Genomic DNA, 18,750 nt, shown 5'->3' on the forward strand with positions numbered 1-18,750 from the left:
TTTATGTCAGACCAGTCACCTAACTCATCATTACCAGGATTGCAGCCAGTGCGATGAGTAGTAACCCCAGGGTATCACGCCGGGCAACCGGGGCTTTTAGCCACCACACTGCGATGGCAAGCGAAAAGAATACTTCGATCTGACCCAATGTTTTAACATAGGCAACGTGCTGCAGACTCATGGCACTAAACCAGCCAACAGAGCCGATACAGCTGGTAGTACTGATGGCACAGGTGAGTCGGCGGTGTTGCCAAAGCTGACGCCAGGAGTCTGCCTCCGCATAGCTTAGGTAGCAGGCCAGTATTAAGGTTTGACAGGATAGCACCAGTAACAGCACCCAGGCCGCGCTATGCGGGAAGGGCAACTGGGTGGCGATACTGGCTTCTCGGACCCACAAAGAGGTGAGGGCAAAGGCACCGCCACAGGCAAGTCCTAACAGGGCTGTCGTCAATTGAAAGTGGCGCAGTGTCACACCGCTGAGTAACAGCACCGCAATACCCCCCAGCAAGACACCTATCCAGCCCAGCGCGCTCAGATGAGATCCGAAAAAGACCATCCCCAGGATAGCCGCCAATAGAGCCTCACTTTTTGCCAGTCCCACACCGACCGCATAATTATTGCGTTTGAATAATATCACCATGAGTCCGGTTGCAATGATTTGCATAATACTCGCGCCCGCAATATAGCCTACCAATGTCGGGTTTAGGGTGAGTGCCGGTGCTGTTTGCCAGTGATACAGGCCCAGCAAGTATAAAGCAGCCAGAGGGGTGGCCAGCAGAAAACGGGCCAGTGTGACACTGGCGACGCTGGCGTGCTGACTCAGGCGGCTTTGCAGCGCATTGCGCCAGGCCTGGCTGAAGGCGGCGAGGCAGGTAAAGGCAATCCATTCCATATTTTTCGGCTTTGATGAATATCGGAACACTGAAACTAACCGGAGCCGCAGAGAAATGCCAGACCCTTGAAAAATATTCAGCATAACGAGCATAAATAATGGTGCGACAATATGCCGCAGTGTGTCACGCTCGGCCACGCGCTATACTGTTTATCGATGCTACTTTTACCGCCCAGAAAGCCGGTTGGGCGGTACTATTTTTCTTGCTCTTCGAGCTTAAGCTGTGTCAACGCTATGGGTTGATAGTGACCCGCTGGCAAAACTTGTGCATCAAGTTTTAGGTTGGCTATTCGCACCCGGTATAAATCCACCACCCGATAACCGCAGTAGCGCGCCATTTTGCGGATCTGACGATTTAATCCCTGCTTGAGGACGATGGTAAAGGTATCTGCTGTGATTGGCTCAACCCGACAGACCTGGGTTGTCGTGCCATCAACCGGCACACCTGCACTCATTCGGGCACAAAACTGTTCATCAAAGGGGCGGTCCACCACCACTCGGTATTCTTTTTCCTGATGATGTTTGGGGTGGATCAGGCGGTTACAAAGCTCACCGTCATTGGTTAGTAGTAACAATCCACGGCTGTCTTTGTCTAATCGGCCAATGGGGTAAACACGTTCACCAGGTGGCAAATGATGGCTCAGGCTATTTGGGTCGTCCGGGCGCAATTTACAGTCGATGCCAACTGGTTTGTGATACATGTAGAGTTGTTTGGGGGCAGGCCCCTTAACCAACAGACCGCTGACGAGAATATGATCAGTCTCTGTGACATGATCTATGTGGTTGGCCGGGCGACCATTAACCGTGACTTCGGCGGCTTCGATTAATCGTGACGCCTGACGGCGGGAACAGACACCACAGTGGCTCAGATATTTGGCTAGGCGCATTGGCTGCATACAAAGGAAAACCGGGAAGCAAAAGCGCAGTATATCAATTCTGACTACGGGGGCGCAAAATCAGTACGGCATTACGCTGATCGATGTCAAAATCAAAGTAACGCAAAAAATTCATGCCTAGCAAACCCGGTCCGGCGCGCATTTCATTCATGACGGCAAACTGTATGGGCCCGCGAACCTGATCGCCAATCTGCATTTGCTCACTTTGGTAAAATTCCACATTAGCCAGCCCATTGGCGGTTGATACAGTTCGGGTATCTAGGTAATCAACAGCCTGATTTAGAATTGAAAATTGTTGCTGGGTCAGCGAGGTGACGCTGGCACCTGTGTCGATCATCAATTCGATGGTGGTGCCTGCCAGCTGGGCTTCAAGCACAAAATGGCTACCGAGACGACGCAGTGGTACGTGTGTAACCCCTTGTTGCAACGCCTGTGCTTGCTGTTGCAATGCTTCTGTTTCCTGATGATGGCGTAAGGTGTCGTCTGCTTGTGCAATTAAAAACAGGGCTTCGTCTGGCTGAGATAAGGCCAGGTGCGCTTTGACCTGATGCGTCAGCAGTGGCAGCAGGTGCGGCTTTTCATCGTACCAGGGCGCGGCCAGAGTCAACAGCTCATGCCATTGTTGTTGTTGGCTCAGCTCGATCAGGCGCGAGATTAACAGGGTGTCGACCAGAGATTGCCAGTCTGCGTAATGGGGGTTGCGTCGATACGCAATGAGGAGTCGGTTGAGTGCTTCATCGGGCTGCGCTAGCGCCTGATACAAGAGAATTTCAAGGCGCTGTGCTGCCAGTGCTTGTGGCTCAGCTCTGAGGAAACCCTGAACCAGGGCGAGTTGTGCAAACAGCTGAGCATGTGAAGCCTGGTCCAGCTGTGCGTTGATCCAATGCCACCACTGCTTGATGGCCTGGCTCGCGGCGTCAGGGTGTGTCCCTCGCGCTTGCAGCAGGCTGGCCAGAGCCTGTTCATAGTGAGCCTGTTGAAATGCTTGCTGTGCCTGGGTAATTAGTAATGGCGTCTGGCGTTCATTGGACTGGCTTGTAATGACAGCTGGGACGGTTGGTATGGTGGAAGAATGATCTGACATAGCAGGTGAAGGGCGATAGAGCTGCCAACCCAAATACCCATTGAGTAGCAAAGACAGCCCTAAGAGTATCGATTTCACCTGCATTGTGTGTCGCTCCTATCCGTGCTGATTCAGTATAGCTGCTATCGCGGAGCCAAAGTCCCGCTGATGGGTGATACCCAATAGATGCAGGCGAGTGTCCTGAAGCGCACAGTTGTGTGGCCGGGCTGCGCTTTGGGTTGGTTCTGGCAAAGCGATGAGTTGTTCTCCATCTATGCCCACCAGCGGTGCCATGATCCGTGCCATTTGATACTTGGTCATCGCCTGGTTATCTGACATGTGGTAGATACCGCCTAGTTTTTTTGCTGGTAGCGCTACCAGGTCTGCCAGTGTCAGAGCAATGTCTTCAACATGGGTGGGATAGCGGATTGCCCAGTCGTCATGGGCACTTGTTGCATTCAACTTGAGTTGCTCAGCAATCACAGTGACAGCTGACTCTGCCAGGTATTCAACATCCCCATACAGCACCGGCACTCGGACCACACAATGTGTAGGGTCGCTCGATAGCACGGCTTGTTCAGCTTGTTGCTTACTTTGGCCATAAAAGTTTAGCGGGTTGGTGTGCGCCTGTTCAGTGTAAGGCGGTTGAGTGCCATCAAAAACGTAATCGGTGCTGATAAAAAATAAGCGGATGCCTCTTTGGCTACATTGTGTAGCCAGGTGTTCACTGGCTGCTACATTCAGCGCGAGTGTTTGAGCATGGTCGGTTTCACAGACATCAGGTTTTCGCTCTGCCGCAGCGTGGATTAGCACGTCCGGTGCATACTGATCGAGAAAAGCGTTGATGGCTTGCTGGTCGGATAAATCAAGAGACACCAGTGGCGGGGCGGCACGACGGAAGCCACACCCTATGATTGTGTATTGCGTCTCCAGTATTTTGACAAGTGCGCGTCCCAGTAGTCCGGTTGCACCGGTAATGGCGATGGTTTGCATAGCAACTCCGTTGATTGTCTGACTGTTTTATACAGGGAGTGAAAATAATTACACTCGCAAACGGGGCATCGTGTCACGCGCATTTTATTTTACTAAATAGGCGCTTCATATCGGCAAGGTCGGATGCATGCGCAGTGATTTCACCAATTGCCGTGGCGTGTGACAACAACCTTGTCAGCTTACCCAATTTCCAGACAGTGTCCAGATGCGATGTTTGGTTTTTCATTGTCTCTGTGACAGGAGCTTAAATCCGGGCCGGCTGAGGCCGGCCCGGATCCACTAAGCGGCTTGTTGCTGAGTCTGACCTTCCCAGATTTTGGCTCGCAAGCCAAACAGGCCAACCAGGATCCCCACACCAATACAGAACAGGCTGATCTGCAGATACAGATTAGGCATCTGCTCAACATTATTGGGGTCAAAGTTACCGGCCAGCAGGCCAGAGATGATGTTTCCGATAGAATAAGTTAACACAAACACGCCCATCATCTGTCCGGCAAAGCGCTTTGGTGACAGCTTGCTGACGGCACTCAGTGCTACGGGGCTCAGGCATAACTCACCAACCGTATGCAGGAAGTAAGTGGTTACCAGCCACATGGGGGCGACCTTAAGACCTTGAGCAGCATATTGCGCAGCAAAGAACATGACAATAAAGCCGCTGGCCATAATCACCAGACCAATGGCACATTTTACTGTGTATGATGGGGAGATCATGCGCTTTGCCAGGTTGATCCACAGGGCTGCAAAGAAAGGAGACAAGATAATGATAAAAAAGGAGTTGGTCGACTGGAACCAGGCTGTTGGAATACTGAAGTCACCAATAAGTCGGTCAGTGTAATCGCGCGCAAACAGATTCAGTGAAGATCCGGCCTGCTCAAACCCTGACCAGAAGCAGGCTGAGGCCACACAGACCAAAAAGAGTGCCCACATTTTGCGTTTCTCATCGTGCGCCAGTTCGCCGGCGAAGTAGATGAATCCATAGTAGGCGAAGAAGATAAGGGTAAATGCCACTGCCACGTATTGAGCAACAACAACCGGGTTAATGATGATCAACCCTGTATAGGTCAGCGCCACGACGCCAGCGACGGCAGCCACCACTGCTGCTATGACCGACCAGGCCTTGCGTGCCTTAGCTGCAGATAGCGGGTTGCTGGGTTGGTCGCCGACATGGGCAATATTACCCAGGGTCTTGCGATACTGAATAAGACCAACGCCCATACCCACAGCGGCAGCACCAAATGCCCAGTGCCAGCCCAGGTTTTCCATGAAATAGCCACAGATGGTATATCCCAGCACTGAGCCTAAATTGATACCCATGTAATAAAGTGCATAGCCACCATCGCGTCGTTCGTCTTCATCACGATAAAGCTGACCAACCATCGCGCTGATATTGGGCTTTAGCAGACCAGTGCCTGCAGCCACCAGGATCAGCCCAATGAAAAAGGTCTCATGGGCGGGAATGGCCAGTACAATATGACCACACATAATGATGATCCCGCCATACCAGACGGTACGTTGTCCGCCTAGCAAACGGTCCGCTATCCAGCCACCGGGTAAACCCAGAAAGTACACAGCGCCTGTGTATAAACCGTAGATGGCAGCCGCTGCGGCGACGGTAAATTCAAGGCCTTCCTCTTGTAAAGACGCTGTCATAAACAGTACTAATAAGGCGCGCATACCATAATAGCTCATGCGCTCCCACATTTCGGTGAAGAAGAGGGTAGAGAGGCCCCGAGGGTGGCCAAAAAACCCGGTATCCTGATGGGTATCCAGTGATGACATAATAGACTTCCGATTGTTGTTTTATTATACGAAAGTATTATTAGTACGTGATTTGTTAAAATTTTGCAACTGACGACGAGGTCGCCAGCCCGTTGCAGCAAACGTGCTTGTGAGTTTAGTCAGCCAGCACTGACAGGGCGTGTATGTCTGAGATCTCAAGATCAGCAAGGCCCTGATAATGGTAGGAAGTATCCTGGTTATTCAGCCATACGCTGCGACATCCAGCCAGGTTTGCACCCTGTACGTCTGTATCCAGGCTATCCCCAATGTGCAGCAACTGGTGCGGCGCTACTGCGCAATGCTGACACGCGGCGTCAAACAGATCGGCATGGGGTTTGGCGCGACCATCTCGGCCTGCCATGAGCACGTATTCGAACTGGCCGGCCAGATTGAAGCGCTCTATTTCCACATTACCATTGGTGATGGCGATGAGCCGAAAGCGCTTTCTCAGGCTTGCTAACAGCGCCAGTACCGACGCATCGACCACGATTTGACTGCGAGCTGTAGCAAAAGCCTGGTAGGCTGCCTCGGCATGCGTGTCTATTTCTGAGGCGCTGAATCCAGCTTGTTGTAAACCATAGCGCAGTGCAACTTGACGCCAACGAGTGACATCATGGGTAAGCTCTGGTTGTTGTAAAGCGACGTGTTGGCGACATGCGAGCCAAAACTGTGGACCTTGAGCATGCCAGGGAGCCAGTGCGTTGACATAATCGTTCATCGCTTGAACCGCGGCTGCGATCACTGGGTGGTTGTTATACAGCGTATCATCCAGGTCAAAGCTCAGCACCTGAATCTTATCAATGGCACGGTTAAATCGCATAACATCTCTCTTTGTTTTTGGCCCACTTGAGTGTACCTAAAGAATGCCTGAAAGCCCACTCAGTCTTTGCGTTGTTTACGAGCTCTGGGATGTGCGTTGTCGTACACTTTGGCAAGGTGGCCAAAATCGACATGGGTGTAGACCTGGGTGGCGGATAAACTGGTGTGACCTAACATTTCCTGTATGGCCCGCAGATCACCACTGGATTCGAGTAAGTGCGTGGCAAAGGAGTGACGCAGTTTGTGCGGGTGAATGGTACCCGTTATCCCCTGGCGGATCCCCCATTGCTGCATTCTGGCGCGCACATGGCGCACCGAAATACGTGTTTTACGTTTGCTGACAAACAACGCAGTTTCATCGGCATGGGCAAATTGCGGACGGTGTTTTAACCACTGCGCAATGGCGTCCAGGGCTTTGGAGCCCACCGGTACAACCCGTTCCTTGTTACCTTTACCCAGTACCCGGATTTCGCCATCGCGGATATCATGCAGGTTGGCGTTGACCAGTTCACTGATCCGCAGCCCGCTGGAATACATTAGTTCCATCATGGCTTTGTCGCGCACGGCGAGTACATCGTCATCCTCAATATCCAGCAGCTGCGCCATTTGATCCACATCCAGACTCTTAGGGAGCGGCTTTTGAAATTTTGGCCCTTGTAGCCCTTGCGCCGGATTATGTGTGTCATGGTTGATGGATTGCTTATGCTGTAAAAACTTGTACAAACTGCGCACACAGCTGAGCTTTAGATTAATACTGCGTGGGTTATATTGTCGGGTGCGCAGTTGCACTGAGTAACGCCTGACCAGCTCGCTGCTGACTTCCAGCCAGTGATCACAGTGTGGGGCAAAAAACGCGGCGGCTTGCAATAACTGACGCTGATATTGTCCGAGTGTGTGTGCCGAGTACTGGCGCTCAAACTTCAAATAGGCGGCAAAGTCAGCGATTGGCTCGAGCCAGCGCGGGTCGAGTGTATTGGGGTTAGCATCAAGGTGCGGCTTACTCATGCCAGGTGTTGCAACCTGAGTTGCAAAGAAGACACCAGTTCACTGACGAACAGATCGCCATTGCCGGGAGCAAAGTGATCGGCGCAATGACTCGCAAATAGCAATACTGTGTGTGGGTTATCGTTTTCCCCGAGTGTGTAGAGGGCGAATGACTGGCAACGGGTATCCGTGATCAGGCTGCTACGTTCTGAAGCACTCAGGCGACCCAGGTAACGGTTACACGCTTTCAGACGGTTTTGTCTGAGGGCGTTGACCGCACGGGCCTGCTCACTGTCGTCAGTGAGATTGATCAGTTGGCAGTGACTGACGTTGGGCAACTGTGTTAGTTCATCGCTTAAGAGCTCACTCAGCGCACCGACGTCCTGGCATTGCCAGAGGCGTCGCTGACATTCGCTGAACAAGCGATAAATCTGTTCATTCTCTTGTGCATGCGCGACCATCTGTGCAATTTGCTTTTGCTGTTGCTGGTTTTGCTCACGTAATGTGCGTAGTTGTAACAATGCCAGGTTAGGCGCACCTTGCGTCTCGTTATACAGGTTCAGCTCCAGTAACAGGTAAGGGTGCGTCAGCAAAAAATCGGGGTGCTGGTGGAGAAACGCTTGCACCTGTTCGGGTGTCAGTGAATTTGAGGAGCGGCTCATAATGCAATTTGTCCGTCGAAGACGTGCTCTGCAGGACCCGTCATTTTGACGCTTTGCCCTGGCCCATTCCAGCGTACCTGAATACTCCCACCGGGTAAGTCGACTCGCACTGTACTGGCTAGTTTATCCTGAGCAATGCCGATCACCGCAGCGGCGCAAGCCCCACTGCCGCATGCGAGGGTTTCCGCAGCACCTCGTTCCCAGACACGTAACTTGATGTGTTCACGATTAATGATTTGCATAAAGCCAATATTAGCACGTTTTGGAAACCGTTCGTGTTGTTCCAGTAAGGGTCCCAATGTGTCGACGTCTGCTTGCTCAATGTCTTCGACTTCTATCACACAATGGGGGTTACCCATGGAAACTACGCCACAAAAAACGGTGTGTTCTTCGGCACGTAAAATATAGGTTTGCTCTTGTTGCTTTGCCTTAAACGGGACCTGTGCAGGCGCAAATTCTGGTTTGCCCATGTTGACAGTGACTTGTCCATCCTTTTCGGTGAACAGGGTAATGTTGCCACCTTTGGTGGAGACACTCACTTTATGCTTATTGGTCAGGCCTTTCATGCGGACAAAGCGGGCAAAGCAGCGCGCGCCATTGCCGCATTGTTCTACTTCGGTGCCGTCGGCATTAAATATGCGGTAGTGGAAGTCCAGGTCCGGGGAATAGGGCGGTTCAACCAAAAGCAGCTGATCGAAACCGATGCCAAAATTACGGTGTGCCAGTTTACGGATCTGGTCTCGTGACAAAAAGACATTTTGGGTCACGTTGTCCACGACGACGAAGTCATTGCCCAAACCATGCATCTTAGAAAAATTTACAAACATAAAGCCTTATCTATTTTGGTGTCGGCGGCCAGTATGCGCCGCACCTATTTATGATTGTGATAACCCTACTTTGCCATGCTGTGCGCCATTACGGAAGCACTTGCTCACCCTGCCACAGTGATTCTAAGGTCTCTCTTTTGCGGATCAAGTGACAAGTATCGCCGTCGACCATGATTTCTGCAATCCGAGGGCGTGAGTTGTAATTTGAGCTCATGGTAAAGCCATAGGCACCTGCACCGCGTTGCGCCAGCAGATCACCAGGTTGAATCGCTAACGGCCTGTCTTTACCGATAAAGTCACCGGTTTCGCACACCGGACCTACCACATCATAGGTGTGTAACGGGGTATCATCCTGTCTGGGGGCAACGGCAATAATTTGTTGCCAGGCCTGATACAGCGAGGGCCGCAACATATCATTCATGCCTGCATCAACAATGGCAAAATGCTTTTCTTTGGTTGGCTTGAGGTACTCCACTTTGGTGACCAACAGCCCGGCGTTGGCGGCAATCGCACGACCAGGTTCAAAAATTAGCTCCAGATGTTGATACTCAGCCAGCCGTGCTTTGACTTCAGCGGCATAGGCACTGGGGTGAGGTGGTTTTTCACTGTCGTACGGCACGCCCAGGCCACCCCCAATATCCAAGTGCTTCAGTGTGATACCGGCTGATTCCAGGGTCTGAACCAAAGCCAGCACTTTGTCTAGTGCGGCAATAAAGGGGGCAACCTCAGTAAGCTGTGAGCCGATGTGGAAGTCTATCCCCACTACTTCCAGACCTGGCAAAGCACAAGCCAGCTGATAAACATCAAAGGCTTCTTTGATATCGATACCAAACTTGTTTTCTTTTAATCCGGTAGAAATGTAGGGGTGTGTTTTGGCATCTATATCCGGGTTCACACGAATTGAAATAGGCGCACGTAGATTGAGCTCACTGGCGACTTCGCTGATGCGATGCAATTCAGCTGCGGACTCTACATTAAAGCATTTGATGCCTGTATTGAGTGCATAAGCTATCTCCTGTGCGGTTTTAGCGACACCAGAAAACACAATTTTGGTGGGATCGCCGCCTGCTTTGAGCACCCGTGCTAACTCACCCTGGGACACGATATCAAAGCCTGCGCCGAGTCTGGCAAGTACATTGAGTACCGCCAGGTTACTGTTGGCTTTGACGGCATAACACACCAGATGTGGATGTCCCTGTGCGGCATCGGTGAATGCATGATAATGACGCTCCAGCGTCTTGCGTGAATACACATAACAAGGTGTACCATATTGTGCAGCGATGTCGCTTATGGGCACCTGCTCGGCATGCAATTGGTTATCCTGATAGTGAAAGAAATCCATTTACGACTCCTGTTTCGTATCATCGTTTTCAGACGGTGTAGTATCCTGGGCAGGCTGAGGTGCTTGCTCGGGCGCATTGGTCGGTTGGGGACGTTGCTCGGGTAAATACAAAGGCCCACTTTGACCGCATGCACTTAGTAGCAAGAGGCTGGTCAAGATCAGGGTAAATAGGCTAAATTGAGTGTATGTCGCTTTCATTAGATTAATGATGTCAGTGCCTTTATAATCGCAGAGTAACAGAATTGGTAAAAAAAGCAGCTTAGAAAGTAAATTTAATTCCGCCTGAGCGGCGGACTTTCGGGGTTTGCACAGTAAGGATCAAGCTATGACAGATCATGAATATCACGAGTTAGCCGATGCGTTAATGTTGACCATTGAGGAACAAATTGATGACTGCGAGGTCGACCTGGATTATGAATCGGCATCCGGGATCCTGGAAATTATTTTTCCGGACCGTAGTAAAATTGTGATTAACAAGCAAACCCCGCTGCACCAAGTGTGGGTCGCCACTAAATTTAATGGGCATCATTTTGAGCTGCGCGATACGCAGTGGATAGACAACCGCAGCGGCGCTGAGTTCTGGCAGTTTATGAGTGATGCAGCCACGCGTCAGGCCGGTCAGACTATTGAATGGCAGCACGACTAATGCTGCCGTTCGTAGAATACCCAGCCCAGGGAACCCACAGGGCAAGCGTGATTTGGTTACATGGTCTTGGTGATTCAGGAGAAGGCTTCTTGCCGATTGCCCCTGAGTTACGATTACCTGCTGAACTGGGCGTGCGGTTTATTTTTCCGCACGCGCCTGAGCAGCCTGTCACTGTGAACAATGGCATGGTGATGCGCTCCTGGTATGACATCAAATCCTTTGATCTGGATAAAAGAGCCGACGAAGCGGGTGTGAGAGACTCTGCGAAGTTGGTTGAGGCGCTTATTGAGGCTGAACTGGTTGCAGGGATCCCTGCAGAGCGTATTATTTTGGCTGGTTTTTCTCAAGGCGGCGTGATGGCCCTGCATGTGGCACCGCGTTTTAAGGCGCACTTGGGTGGCGTGATGGCGTTATCTTGCTACATGTGCGCTCCGGAAAAACTTGCGCAACAAGCAGTCCAAACCGACCTGAACGTGTTTATGGCTCATGGCAGCCTTGATCCCGTGGTGCCTATGGTCGCAGGGCGACAAGCATTTGAGACCTTACAAGCACAAGGCTATGAAGTAAGCTGGCAGGATTACCCGATGCAGCATCAGGTTTGTCAGGAAGAGCTGGAGGCAATTCGCACCTGGTTACTGGCCAGATTAACGTGATAACAGAGTGATCCCCCATGACACAACGCATTGTGATTAAAACAGCGGTAACGAAAGCAAGTGAAGCCCCGGCTAAGTCCGTAACATACCAGTACCACTGGCGCCGCATTGGTGTGGTTGGCAGCGCGGCAGCATTTGGCCTGGCCGCTTTGTTTTATGGGATCGTGAATTCGGTCAGTGCCGATGAGCAGCCTGTGACAACGATGAATACCTACCAGCAACCGGAACAGGCTGACGGTGTCATTGATACTGCTGACTCTGACTTTTTAGAGCCTGCCAGTGAGACTGAAAGGCGCCTTGCCTCTGAGCCTGTCTCTGCGACATTGGTATCCGAGCCGGTGGCGGCTGAATTGCCGCAAGCCACAGCGAATTTAGTTGTGTCGGCAGCAGTGGTAAAGAGCCAGGATGAGCCTGAGTTGACCGATGAAGAAGCGGTGGTAGCTGATGAGCAGGAGACTGCTGATTTGACCGTTGACTACGATAATAGCAATGCACCGACTAAGCGTTTTGCTGAGGACGCGCAGGTTGCCAGTGTCGCCATGGCAGCCCAGGTTGATACTAAGCATATTAGCCGTGCCGTGTTGACCACCGAAGTGATGAACCGGGAGCCGGTGAATGTACTCAAAGACAGTGTTGAGCAATCGGCCTTTGCGGATAAGCTGTATTTCTTTACCGAAGTGCGAGGCTTACAGGGACAAACCATTCGCCATTTATGGTTTCATCAGGATCAATTGATGGCGGAGATTGATTTGGCTATCAGTGCTTACCGGCATCGCACCTACTCCAGCAAAAACATAATGCCCAGCCAAAGTGGTCAATGGCGTATTGAAGTGATCACCGCAGATGATCGGCTACTGGCACAAAAAACCTTTAGAATTATCGCAACCGCTCAATAGTGAGCAGACTGAGTAAAGCATGACGACGAAAAAAAATGTGTTGCGCATCGCAACAAGAAAAAGTGCGCTGGCCTTATGGCAGGCCGAGTATGTGAAAGCTGAACTGGAAAAGTTCCACACCGACCTGACGGTTGAACTGGTCCCTATGTCGACCAAAGGTGACAAGATCCTGGACACACCACTGGCAAAAATCGGCGGTAAGGGGCTGTTTGTGAAAGAGCTGGAGCAAGCCATGCTGGAAGGTCGTGCGGATATTGCCGTACACTCGATGAAAGATGTCCCTGTTGATTTCCCTGATGGTTTGGAACTGCACACCATTTGTGAGCGTGAAGATCCCCGTGATGCATTTGTTTCGAACCGCTACAAGTCGCTGTCTGAACTTCCGGCTGGTGCTGTAGTTGGCACCTCAAGCCTGCGTCGTCAATGTCAGATCCGCGCCCAGCGCCCGGACTTGGTGATCAAAGATTTACGTGGCAATGTGAACACGCGCCTGGCGAAGTTGGATGCTGGTGAGTTCGATGCCATTATTCTTGCGGCTGCGGGATTGATCCGACTGGAGATGGCCGAACGGATCGCCAGTTTTGTGAGTGTAGAAGACTCGCTGCCTGCCAATGGTCAGGGGGCCGTGGGTATTGAATGTCGCAGTGACGATGCGCAGGTTCAGGCCTGGCTTGCCCCGCTTGAGCACAGCGAAACACGCATGCGTGTGCTGGCTGAGCGTGCAATGAACCGCCGTCTGGAAGGTGGCTGTCAGGTGCCAATTGGCGCTTATGCAGAAATCGACGGCGAGCAACTTACCCTGCGTGGGCTGGTAGGTGCCATAGACGGTAGTCAGATTTTACGCGGCGAGCAAAGCGGGCCGGTTGCCGATGCTGAGCAATTGGGAGTCCGCCTGGCGGAATCTTTGCTGGCACAAGGTGCGGACCAAATTTTGGCTGAGGTTTACCGGGACAACTAATGTGAAACTAGCCATCACCCGCCCGGCAGGCAAAGGAGCGTTGCTTGGTGAACAGCTTGAGGCACAGGGGATCAGCTGTGACTGTACCCCAGTGCTGGAGCTAGTAAAGCTGCCAGTCAGTGATACTGAACTGGCACCTATCATGGAAGCAGAACAGCTTATTTTCATTTCTCAGGATGCGGTGTATTACCTGGCACAGCATCAGCCTACCTTTTCACCCGACTGTCAGTTTTTTGCTGTAGGTGACAAAACTGCAGCGGCCATAGAAGCCTGTTTTGACCGCCGCGCCATCGTACCTGAGCAGCATGACTCTGAGGGGGTACTTGCCTTACCCGCACTGCAACAGGTTGAAGATAAGAGAGTGGTGGTAGTGAAAGGGCGTGGAGGGCGTACGTTGATCAGTCAGATGCTGAAGCAGCGTGGCGCCCGGGTATCACATTGTGTGGTGTATGAGCGGATCCCGGCTGCCACCGGGTCTGATATCTGGTTGGACCACTGGCAAAGGCAAGGCATTGACGGTATAGTGATCACCAGTAATGCGGCCATCGATGCCATCTTTAATACCCAGCAGAGCGAATTACTAAACTGGCTGAGCAGTCGACGGTTTTATTTGGTTAGTCAGCGCTGCGCAGAATATCTTCGCGAACAATACGCGATAAAGGACAAACAAATCGCCATCAGTGCAGGCGCAGATAACGATGCGTTACTGGCCTGCATAATGGATAATCAGCCCCGCCAAGGTGGAACTATGACAGAACAACAACAAAGTCAGTCAAGCCCTCAGTCTTCGGACAAGTCATCCAATCCCGCCGCTGTGTCGGGCAAAATCAGTAAAACGGCGATCCTGGCTCTGCTGGTGGCGCTGACTTCCGGAGTGGGTGCTGCGGGTGTCTATTATCTGGGACAACAGCAGCTGACTCAGTATCAGCAAACGCTGGCGCAGGTGACTCAGGATAATCAGCAATTACACGCCGAGCTGGCGTCCAGTAAACAGGCACTGACTGAGTTACATGGGCAGTTGGCTCAACGCGAACAAGCAGTCGCACAGCAACTCCAGGCGCAAACGCGTGAGCTTGAACAGCGATTACAGGCGACCTTGCAGACAGCCAAGCAGCAGCTTGGGAGCGCTCAAAAAGCAGAAATTGCAGCTCTGACACGCAGCGCCGAGTTTCAGGCCAATATTCAGCGCCATTATCTGGCTGCTGCCGCGACCCTGACACGCTTGCACTCACTGGTGCGTGAACAAAGTAATACAACGACTGTGCAAACCGCCATTGCCGCTGATCTGGCGCTCTTGAAGGCTCAGCCTAAACCGCAGCTGGAAGCCTTGTATTTGGACTTGCACGGTTATGTGACTCAGGCTGACGATTTACCGTTACAGATCATGACCAAGCCGGCAGATCCACAAATCAAACAGCGTGAATTAACGGAGCAGGTGAGTGACTGGAAAGCCAATGCCTGGCGCTCATGGTTAAAAATCCAGGATCAATTTATTAAGTTTCGCACCCACGATAAACCAGTCATTGATCCGATACTGGATGCTCAGGAACAGCAGCTTATTCGCGCTCAGCTGAACAGTTATCTGCGTCAGGCGCAGACCGCTCTGATGCAGCAACAGCAGAGTGTGTATTTCACCGCACTGGAAGGTGCCGGCATGACCTTAGCGCGTTATTACCGCTCTGATAACAGTGCAGTGGTTGCGATGCAGGCAGGTTTGAAAGCGCTGCAACAAAAAGAGTTTGCAGCTCAGGCAACGCTTGAGTTACAGACCCCACAGGCGGTGAAGGAGTGGTTACAATGACACGTACACTGATCTCGATCATTGTGCTGCTGGGTGTGCTGGCAGCAGGCCATTTGTTGATTGATGAAAAAGGCTACTTGTTGATTGCGGTGAACAACCACACCATAGAGACCTCTTTGTTTGCGCTGGCTGTGATTGTGATTTTTGCTGTGTTGCTCGGCGCTTTGGTATTGAGCGTGCTGGGTGCACTTTGGCGGACATTCGCTCGTAGCCGTGGCTGGCTAAAAGGGCGCAAAAATAAGCGTCAGCAACACGCTTTGGAAGCGGCTGTCTGGGCATGCATTAATGATGATGACGCGCAGTTGCAGCAGGCTCTCAGCATCGCTGAGTTGCCAGCACAGTGGCAGGATCAGCAGCGCGCCATGGCGGCGCGGGTTGCGTTGCAGCAGCAACAGTCTACACAGGCGTTGGCACAGTTGCAGGGGATGTCTCCAGAGTCACAGGGGCAGGTCGCCAAGTTATGGCTGCAAGCCAATCAGGGGGAGCAGGCATTGTCTTTACTGGGTGCACAAATGGATGAGAAAAAAGTCCCAGACAATGTGATTGCCAGTTACCTGGAAGCGCTGATCCAGGCCGAGCAGCGTGAACAAGCGTTGACGCTGATCCAGCAAAAACATAAACAATTGCGCTGGTCTGAAGCGCGCTGGAAAAAGCACCTTAATGCGTTGTTTGCTATAGATGATAACTCGGCGCAGGCTACCTTTAACGCGCTACCCAAAGCGCTGCGTCCTATGGCGGCTGGCGCTTTGACTCAGCAAGCCTTGCGACAGGGACAATTTGATGCCGTGCGCGGTGACTTATTAAAATATCTGAAAAAAGGTCAGTACCTGCAGCTCGCTGAGGCGTTGCAGTATGCTGGCAGCTCAGATCCAGAGTTGCGTAAACTGATACAGACCGCATTACACAAGCAGCCGGAGCAACCAGAGTTGTTATTTAGTCTGGCTTGTTTGGCCAATGCTGAGGGAGAGTATGAACTGGCAGCCAAGATTTTCGACACGCTGGCAAAGTCACCCTGGCAAACGTTGTGGCAGCAGCAAGCACAGCGCGCTTATGCCCAAACCGGGCAATTTGATAAAGCCTACCTGCTGGCCACTCAATAATACCAAGACACAGTCAAAACACCGGTCACCTGACCGGTTTTTTTTGCTATGAATATTCTGCTTTGCGGATATTTGTCCTTGAAACTACACTTAAGCTGCGTATGATCTGAAAAATTTTATCTGCAATCCGAGTGCCTTATGATCAATACCAAACTACCTTTACTTGATTTACACCGCCACTTAGACGGTAACGTGCGTGCTGAGACCATTTTAGACCTTGGTCAGCAGTTTAATATGCCGCTGCCTGCTCACGACGTGGAAGGGTTAAGGCCACATGTTCAGGTCATTGACAATGCACCAAACCTGATGGCCTTTCTGGCCAAGCTGGACTGGGGCGTTAAAGTGCTGGGTGATTACGATGCGTGTCGCCGTATTGCAGTTGAAAATGTGGAAGACGCCATTGCACAGAAGATGGATTACACTGAGCTACGCTTCAGTCCTTACTATATGGCTAAAACCCATAACTTACATCCACAAGGCGTGGTCGAGGCGGTGGTCGACGGCATAAAATCGGCCACGCGGGGTCGGGATATCAAGGTGAATTTGATTGGTATTATGTCGCGCACCTTTGGCGTTGAAAAATGCCAATATGAACTCGATGCCCTGTTGGCGTTCAAAAACGATTTAGTGGCTGTGGATTTGGCCGGGGATGAAATAGGCTTCCCGGGTGCTTTGTTCATTGATCATTTTAAACAAGTCCGTGACGCGTATTTGGGCGCAACAATTCATGCCGGCGAAGCCGAAGGAGCCAGCAGTATTTGGCAGGCTATCAACGAGCTGGGCGCGACACGGATTGGCCATGGTGTGAAAGCCATTGAAGATCCTAAACTGATGGACTACCTGCGTGATAATCGCATTGGTATTGAGTCTTGCCTGACCAGCAACCTGCAAACCAGCACCGTGGCGAGCATTGAGACGCATCCGCTCAAACAGTTTCTAGATCATGGTATTTTGGCTACCATCAATACAGATGATCCTGCGGTACAAGGCGTGGAGCTGGACAATGAATTTGAACGTGCTGCACCACAGGCAGGTCTCAGTGGAGCAGATATCCTTCAGGCACAAAAGAATGCGGTTGAGATTGCTTTTTTGAGTGATTCAGACAAACAGGCGTTGTTACAAAAGTATGTGTAATCCGCGATAGCCGTTCGGTGAGCTGCTCAGTGTGCTGAGCAGCTTAAGTAGTTTTCTTTTAGTGCACTCAGCACCTGGCTGCGGGTAACCACCGCTATCACCTTATCATTATCAACAACCGGATAGATTTTCGGTTTGTCTTGTTGCATTTGCGTCGCTAAATCCACGACCGTGGTTGTTTTGCTGACCGACAAAGTGTCCTTACGCATCAACTGACCAACCTGAGTGGCACCATCACAGAAATAGCTACTTTGTAGCAATGGCGCAAGCAGTTGTTGTTCGGAAATAAAGCCGACCAGTTTACCATTACAGTCCTGGACCGGGGCGCCAAAAAGGGCAAATTTTTCTAGCTGTGCGATGGCCTGCGTGATTTCAGTATCAGGGGTGATCAGCGGAAATTGTGTGGACATGATGTCTGAGATAAATTGTTTAGCCATGGGGGTTCTCCTGTTAAGTGACAAACCCAGTATGGATAACTATCATCAATTTTTAAAATGGATTATTTGTATCAGAGTGATTGATTTTATGAATTGAATGCGCGGTTGGGCAACCGCGCACCACAGGGCATTATTTGATAAATGCAAAAGCGTCCGCGAACATGAACTCACGTTGCGCGCCATGATTGATGAAGTCGTCGCGCACTATGCCTATCATGTCAAAACGGCCCGCCATGTAGACACTGTATGGCTCAAGTGAGACGATGTCTTTCATGACCGCCTGGTGGACATAACCGGTATGGCCTTTCCATTGCTCTGATGCATGTTCAACCACAGGAATAAACTGAAAGTTTGCTTTGCTATTTGCCCATGCTTCCATGTCCGCCTTAGCATACAGCGCAGACTCTTCTTTAACACCCCAGTAGAATAGTACCGGCTGATCGTAGTTAATTTCAGAAAGGTGGTCTGCCATGGATTTAACGTACGAAAATCCTGTACCGCCTGCCAACAATACCAGGGGTCTTGCCTGTTCAGGGCGAACCTGAGAAACACCCAGGCCCACTTCCAAATCAACTTGCGTTTGGTTCGTGTGGGCGGCTTTTAAATGATCCAATGCTTGCATCGCATAAGAGTCGGCACCTGAAGCGCCAATATGCAGCTCGAGGGCATTTTTCTTCGATGGGCTGCTGGCGATTGAGAAGGCACGCTTGTCTTTTTCACCCAGTACTAATTGCAGGTAATGGCCAGCTGCAAATTCGGCATCCTGCTCCGGTGTTAAGACAACTTTAGAGACGTATTCGGTCAGTGGCGAAATCTCGGCCACTGTGGCTTTGAGTACTTGCATTTTTTACCTTAGAAAATAAGCACG

At 51.3% G+C, this 18,750-nt stretch carries 20 protein-coding genes; 7 read left to right on the forward strand and 13 right to left on the reverse strand.

Annotated features, from left to right (window positions below):
• Positions 1-19: 19 nt before the first annotated feature.
• The 11 genes from CWC22_RS00505 to lptM form a co-directional block, all read right to left on the reverse strand.
• Positions 20-892, reverse strand: coding sequence for a multidrug transporter (locus CWC22_RS00505; RefSeq protein ID WP_138538813.1), 873 nt, complete (start codon positions 890-892; stop codon positions 20-22).
• A 194-nt stretch (positions 893-1,086) separates the two neighbouring features.
• A complete protein-coding gene (locus CWC22_RS00510; protein ID WP_125564161.1) occupies positions 1,087-1,779 on the reverse strand; it encodes a pseudouridine synthase in 693 nt (230 codons plus the stop codon).
• Between the two features lie 43 nt (positions 1,780-1,822).
• Entirely contained in the window at positions 1,823-2,956 is a 1,134-nt protein-coding gene (locus CWC22_RS00515) for a retropepsin-like aspartic protease (protein ID WP_138538812.1), read from the reverse strand.
• A gap of 12 nt (positions 2,957-2,968) precedes the next feature.
• Positions 2,969-3,844, reverse strand: coding sequence for a dTDP-4-dehydrorhamnose reductase family protein (locus CWC22_RS00520; RefSeq protein ID WP_138538811.1), 876 nt, complete (start codon positions 3,842-3,844; stop codon positions 2,969-2,971).
• Positions 3,845-4,123: 279 nt separating this feature from the next.
• Positions 4,124-5,623: a peptide MFS transporter gene (locus CWC22_RS00525; protein ID WP_138538810.1), complete on the reverse strand. Its 1,500-nt coding sequence runs from the start codon at positions 5,621-5,623 to the stop codon at positions 4,124-4,126.
• A 115-nt stretch (positions 5,624-5,738) separates the two neighbouring features.
• Positions 5,739-6,443 (reverse strand): HAD-IA family hydrolase, encoded by a 705-nt coding sequence (locus tag CWC22_RS00530; RefSeq protein WP_125564153.1) that lies wholly within the window; start codon positions 6,441-6,443, stop codon positions 5,739-5,741.
• Positions 6,444-6,502: 59 nt separating this feature from the next.
• Positions 6,503-7,447, reverse strand: a complete 945-nt coding sequence (xerC, locus tag CWC22_RS00535) for a tyrosine recombinase XerC (protein ID WP_138538809.1) — start codon at positions 7,445-7,447, stop codon at positions 6,503-6,505.
• Positions 7,444-8,088 carry a DUF484 family protein gene (locus CWC22_RS00540; RefSeq protein WP_138538808.1) on the reverse strand — a complete coding sequence of 215 codons (645 nt, stop codon included), beginning with the start codon at positions 8,086-8,088 and terminating at the stop codon, positions 7,444-7,446. Before CWC22_RS00540 ends, xerC begins: the two co-directional genes overlap by 4 nt.
• On the reverse strand, positions 8,085-8,915 hold the full coding sequence (gene dapF, locus CWC22_RS00545) for a diaminopimelate epimerase (RefSeq protein WP_125564148.1): 831 nt from the start codon (positions 8,913-8,915) through the stop codon (positions 8,085-8,087). The genes CWC22_RS00540 and dapF overlap by 4 nt, the downstream gene beginning before the upstream one ends.
• 88 nt (positions 8,916-9,003) lie before the next feature.
• Entirely contained in the window at positions 9,004-10,257 is a 1,254-nt protein-coding gene (lysA, locus tag CWC22_RS00550; RefSeq protein WP_125564146.1) for a diaminopimelate decarboxylase, read from the reverse strand.
• Entirely contained in the window at positions 10,258-10,455 is a 198-nt protein-coding gene (lptM, locus tag CWC22_RS00555; RefSeq protein WP_125564144.1) for an LPS translocon maturation chaperone LptM, read from the reverse strand. It abuts the gene before it with no gap.
• Between the two features lie 127 nt (positions 10,456-10,582).
• Between lptM and cyaY the strand changes: the two genes are divergently transcribed.
• The 7 genes from cyaY to add all read left to right on the forward strand — a co-directional run bounded on the left by cyaY (position 10,583) and on the right by add (position 17,445).
• Positions 10,583-10,903, forward strand: coding sequence for an iron donor protein CyaY (gene cyaY, locus CWC22_RS00560; protein WP_138538807.1), 321 nt, complete (start codon positions 10,583-10,585; stop codon positions 10,901-10,903).
• Positions 10,903-11,556 (forward strand): alpha/beta hydrolase, encoded by a 654-nt coding sequence (locus tag CWC22_RS00565; protein ID WP_138538830.1) that lies wholly within the window; start codon positions 10,903-10,905, stop codon positions 11,554-11,556. The genes cyaY and CWC22_RS00565 overlap by 1 nt, the downstream gene beginning before the upstream one ends.
• Positions 11,557-11,573: 17 nt before the next feature.
• Positions 11,574-12,452: a DUF2914 domain-containing protein gene (locus CWC22_RS00570; protein WP_138538806.1), complete on the forward strand. Its 879-nt coding sequence runs from the start codon at positions 11,574-11,576 to the stop codon at positions 12,450-12,452.
• 19 nt (positions 12,453-12,471) lie between these two features.
• Complete coding sequence (gene hemC / locus CWC22_RS00575) at positions 12,472-13,410, forward strand: hydroxymethylbilane synthase (RefSeq protein ID WP_138538805.1); 939 nt, start codon at positions 12,472-12,474, stop codon at positions 13,408-13,410.
• Position 13,411: 1 nt separating this feature from the next.
• Entirely contained in the window at positions 13,412-15,211 is a 1,800-nt protein-coding gene (locus CWC22_RS00580) for a uroporphyrinogen-III C-methyltransferase (protein ID WP_171045095.1), read from the forward strand.
• Positions 15,208-16,311 carry a heme biosynthesis HemY N-terminal domain-containing protein gene (locus CWC22_RS00585; RefSeq protein ID WP_138538803.1) on the forward strand — a complete coding sequence of 368 codons (1,104 nt, stop codon included), beginning with the start codon at positions 15,208-15,210 and terminating at the stop codon, positions 16,309-16,311. The genes CWC22_RS00580 and CWC22_RS00585 overlap by 4 nt, the downstream gene beginning before the upstream one ends.
• A 138-nt stretch (positions 16,312-16,449) precedes the next feature.
• Positions 16,450-17,445: an adenosine deaminase gene (add, locus tag CWC22_RS00590; protein ID WP_125564134.1), complete on the forward strand. Its 996-nt coding sequence runs from the start codon at positions 16,450-16,452 to the stop codon at positions 17,443-17,445.
• 26 nt (positions 17,446-17,471) lie between these two features.
• Here the strand turns inward: add and CWC22_RS00595 are convergent, their stop codons facing one another.
• Together CWC22_RS00595 and fre are read right to left on the reverse strand one after the other, a co-directional pair.
• Positions 17,472-17,882 (reverse strand): CBS domain-containing protein, encoded by a 411-nt coding sequence (locus CWC22_RS00595; RefSeq protein WP_138538802.1) that lies wholly within the window; start codon positions 17,880-17,882, stop codon positions 17,472-17,474.
• 130 nt (positions 17,883-18,012) lie between these two features.
• Positions 18,013-18,726 carry an NAD(P)H-flavin reductase gene (gene fre / locus CWC22_RS00600; RefSeq protein ID WP_138538801.1) on the reverse strand — a complete coding sequence of 238 codons (714 nt, stop codon included), beginning with the start codon at positions 18,724-18,726 and terminating at the stop codon, positions 18,013-18,015.
• Positions 18,727-18,750: the final 24 nt, after the last annotated feature.

The sequence above is a fragment of the Pseudoalteromonas rubra genome (genome assembly GCF_005886805.2).
Lineage (GTDB): Bacteria > Pseudomonadota > Gammaproteobacteria > Enterobacterales > Alteromonadaceae > Pseudoalteromonas > Pseudoalteromonas rubra_D.

What these genes read in the sequence shown, in the direction of transcription:
- CWC22_RS00505 (WP_138538813.1), bottom strand. Translation starts at nt 892, where the DNA reads ATGGAATGGATTGCCTTTACCTGCCTCGCCGCCTTCAGCCAGGCCTGG.
- CWC22_RS00510 (WP_125564161.1), bottom strand. Translation starts at nt 1,779, where the DNA reads ATGCGCCTAGCCAAATATCTGAGCCACTGTGGTGTCTGTTCCCGCCGT.
- CWC22_RS00515 (WP_138538812.1), bottom strand. Translation starts at nt 2,956, where the DNA reads ATGCAGGTGAAATCGATACTCTTAGGGCTGTCTTTGCTACTCAATGGG.
- CWC22_RS00520 (WP_138538811.1), bottom strand. Translation starts at nt 3,844, where the DNA reads ATGCAAACCATCGCCATTACCGGTGCAACCGGACTACTGGGACGCGCA.
- CWC22_RS00525 (WP_138538810.1), bottom strand. Translation starts at nt 5,623, where the DNA reads ATGTCATCACTGGATACCCATCAGGATACCGGGTTTTTTGGCCACCCT.
- CWC22_RS00530 (WP_125564153.1), bottom strand. Translation starts at nt 6,443, where the DNA reads ATGCGATTTAACCGTGCCATTGATAAGATTCAGGTGCTGAGCTTTGAC.
- xerC (WP_138538809.1), bottom strand. Translation starts at nt 7,447, where the DNA reads ATGAGTAAGCCGCACCTTGATGCTAACCCCAATACACTCGACCCGCGC.
- CWC22_RS00540 (WP_138538808.1), bottom strand. Translation starts at nt 8,088, where the DNA reads ATGAGCCGCTCCTCAAATTCACTGACACCCGAACAGGTGCAAGCGTTT.
- dapF (WP_125564148.1), bottom strand. Translation starts at nt 8,915, where the DNA reads ATGTTTGTAAATTTTTCTAAGATGCATGGTTTGGGCAATGACTTCGTC.
- lysA (WP_125564146.1), bottom strand. Translation starts at nt 10,257, where the DNA reads ATGGATTTCTTTCACTATCAGGATAACCAATTGCATGCCGAGCAGGTG.
- lptM (WP_125564144.1), bottom strand. Translation starts at nt 10,455, where the DNA reads ATGAAAGCGACATACACTCAATTTAGCCTATTTACCCTGATCTTGACC.
- cyaY (WP_138538807.1), top strand. Translation starts at nt 10,583, where the DNA reads ATGACAGATCATGAATATCACGAGTTAGCCGATGCGTTAATGTTGACC.
- CWC22_RS00565 (WP_138538830.1), top strand. Translation starts at nt 10,903, where the DNA reads ATGCTGCCGTTCGTAGAATACCCAGCCCAGGGAACCCACAGGGCAAGC.
- CWC22_RS00570 (WP_138538806.1), top strand. Translation starts at nt 11,574, where the DNA reads ATGACACAACGCATTGTGATTAAAACAGCGGTAACGAAAGCAAGTGAA.
- hemC (WP_138538805.1), top strand. Translation starts at nt 12,472, where the DNA reads ATGACGACGAAAAAAAATGTGTTGCGCATCGCAACAAGAAAAAGTGCG.
- CWC22_RS00585 (WP_138538803.1), top strand. Translation starts at nt 15,208, where the DNA reads ATGACACGTACACTGATCTCGATCATTGTGCTGCTGGGTGTGCTGGCA.
- add (WP_125564134.1), top strand. Translation starts at nt 16,450, where the DNA reads ATGATCAATACCAAACTACCTTTACTTGATTTACACCGCCACTTAGAC.
- CWC22_RS00595 (WP_138538802.1), bottom strand. Translation starts at nt 17,882, where the DNA reads ATGGCTAAACAATTTATCTCAGACATCATGTCCACACAATTTCCGCTG.
- fre (WP_138538801.1), bottom strand. Translation starts at nt 18,726, where the DNA reads ATGCAAGTACTCAAAGCCACAGTGGCCGAGATTTCGCCACTGACCGAA.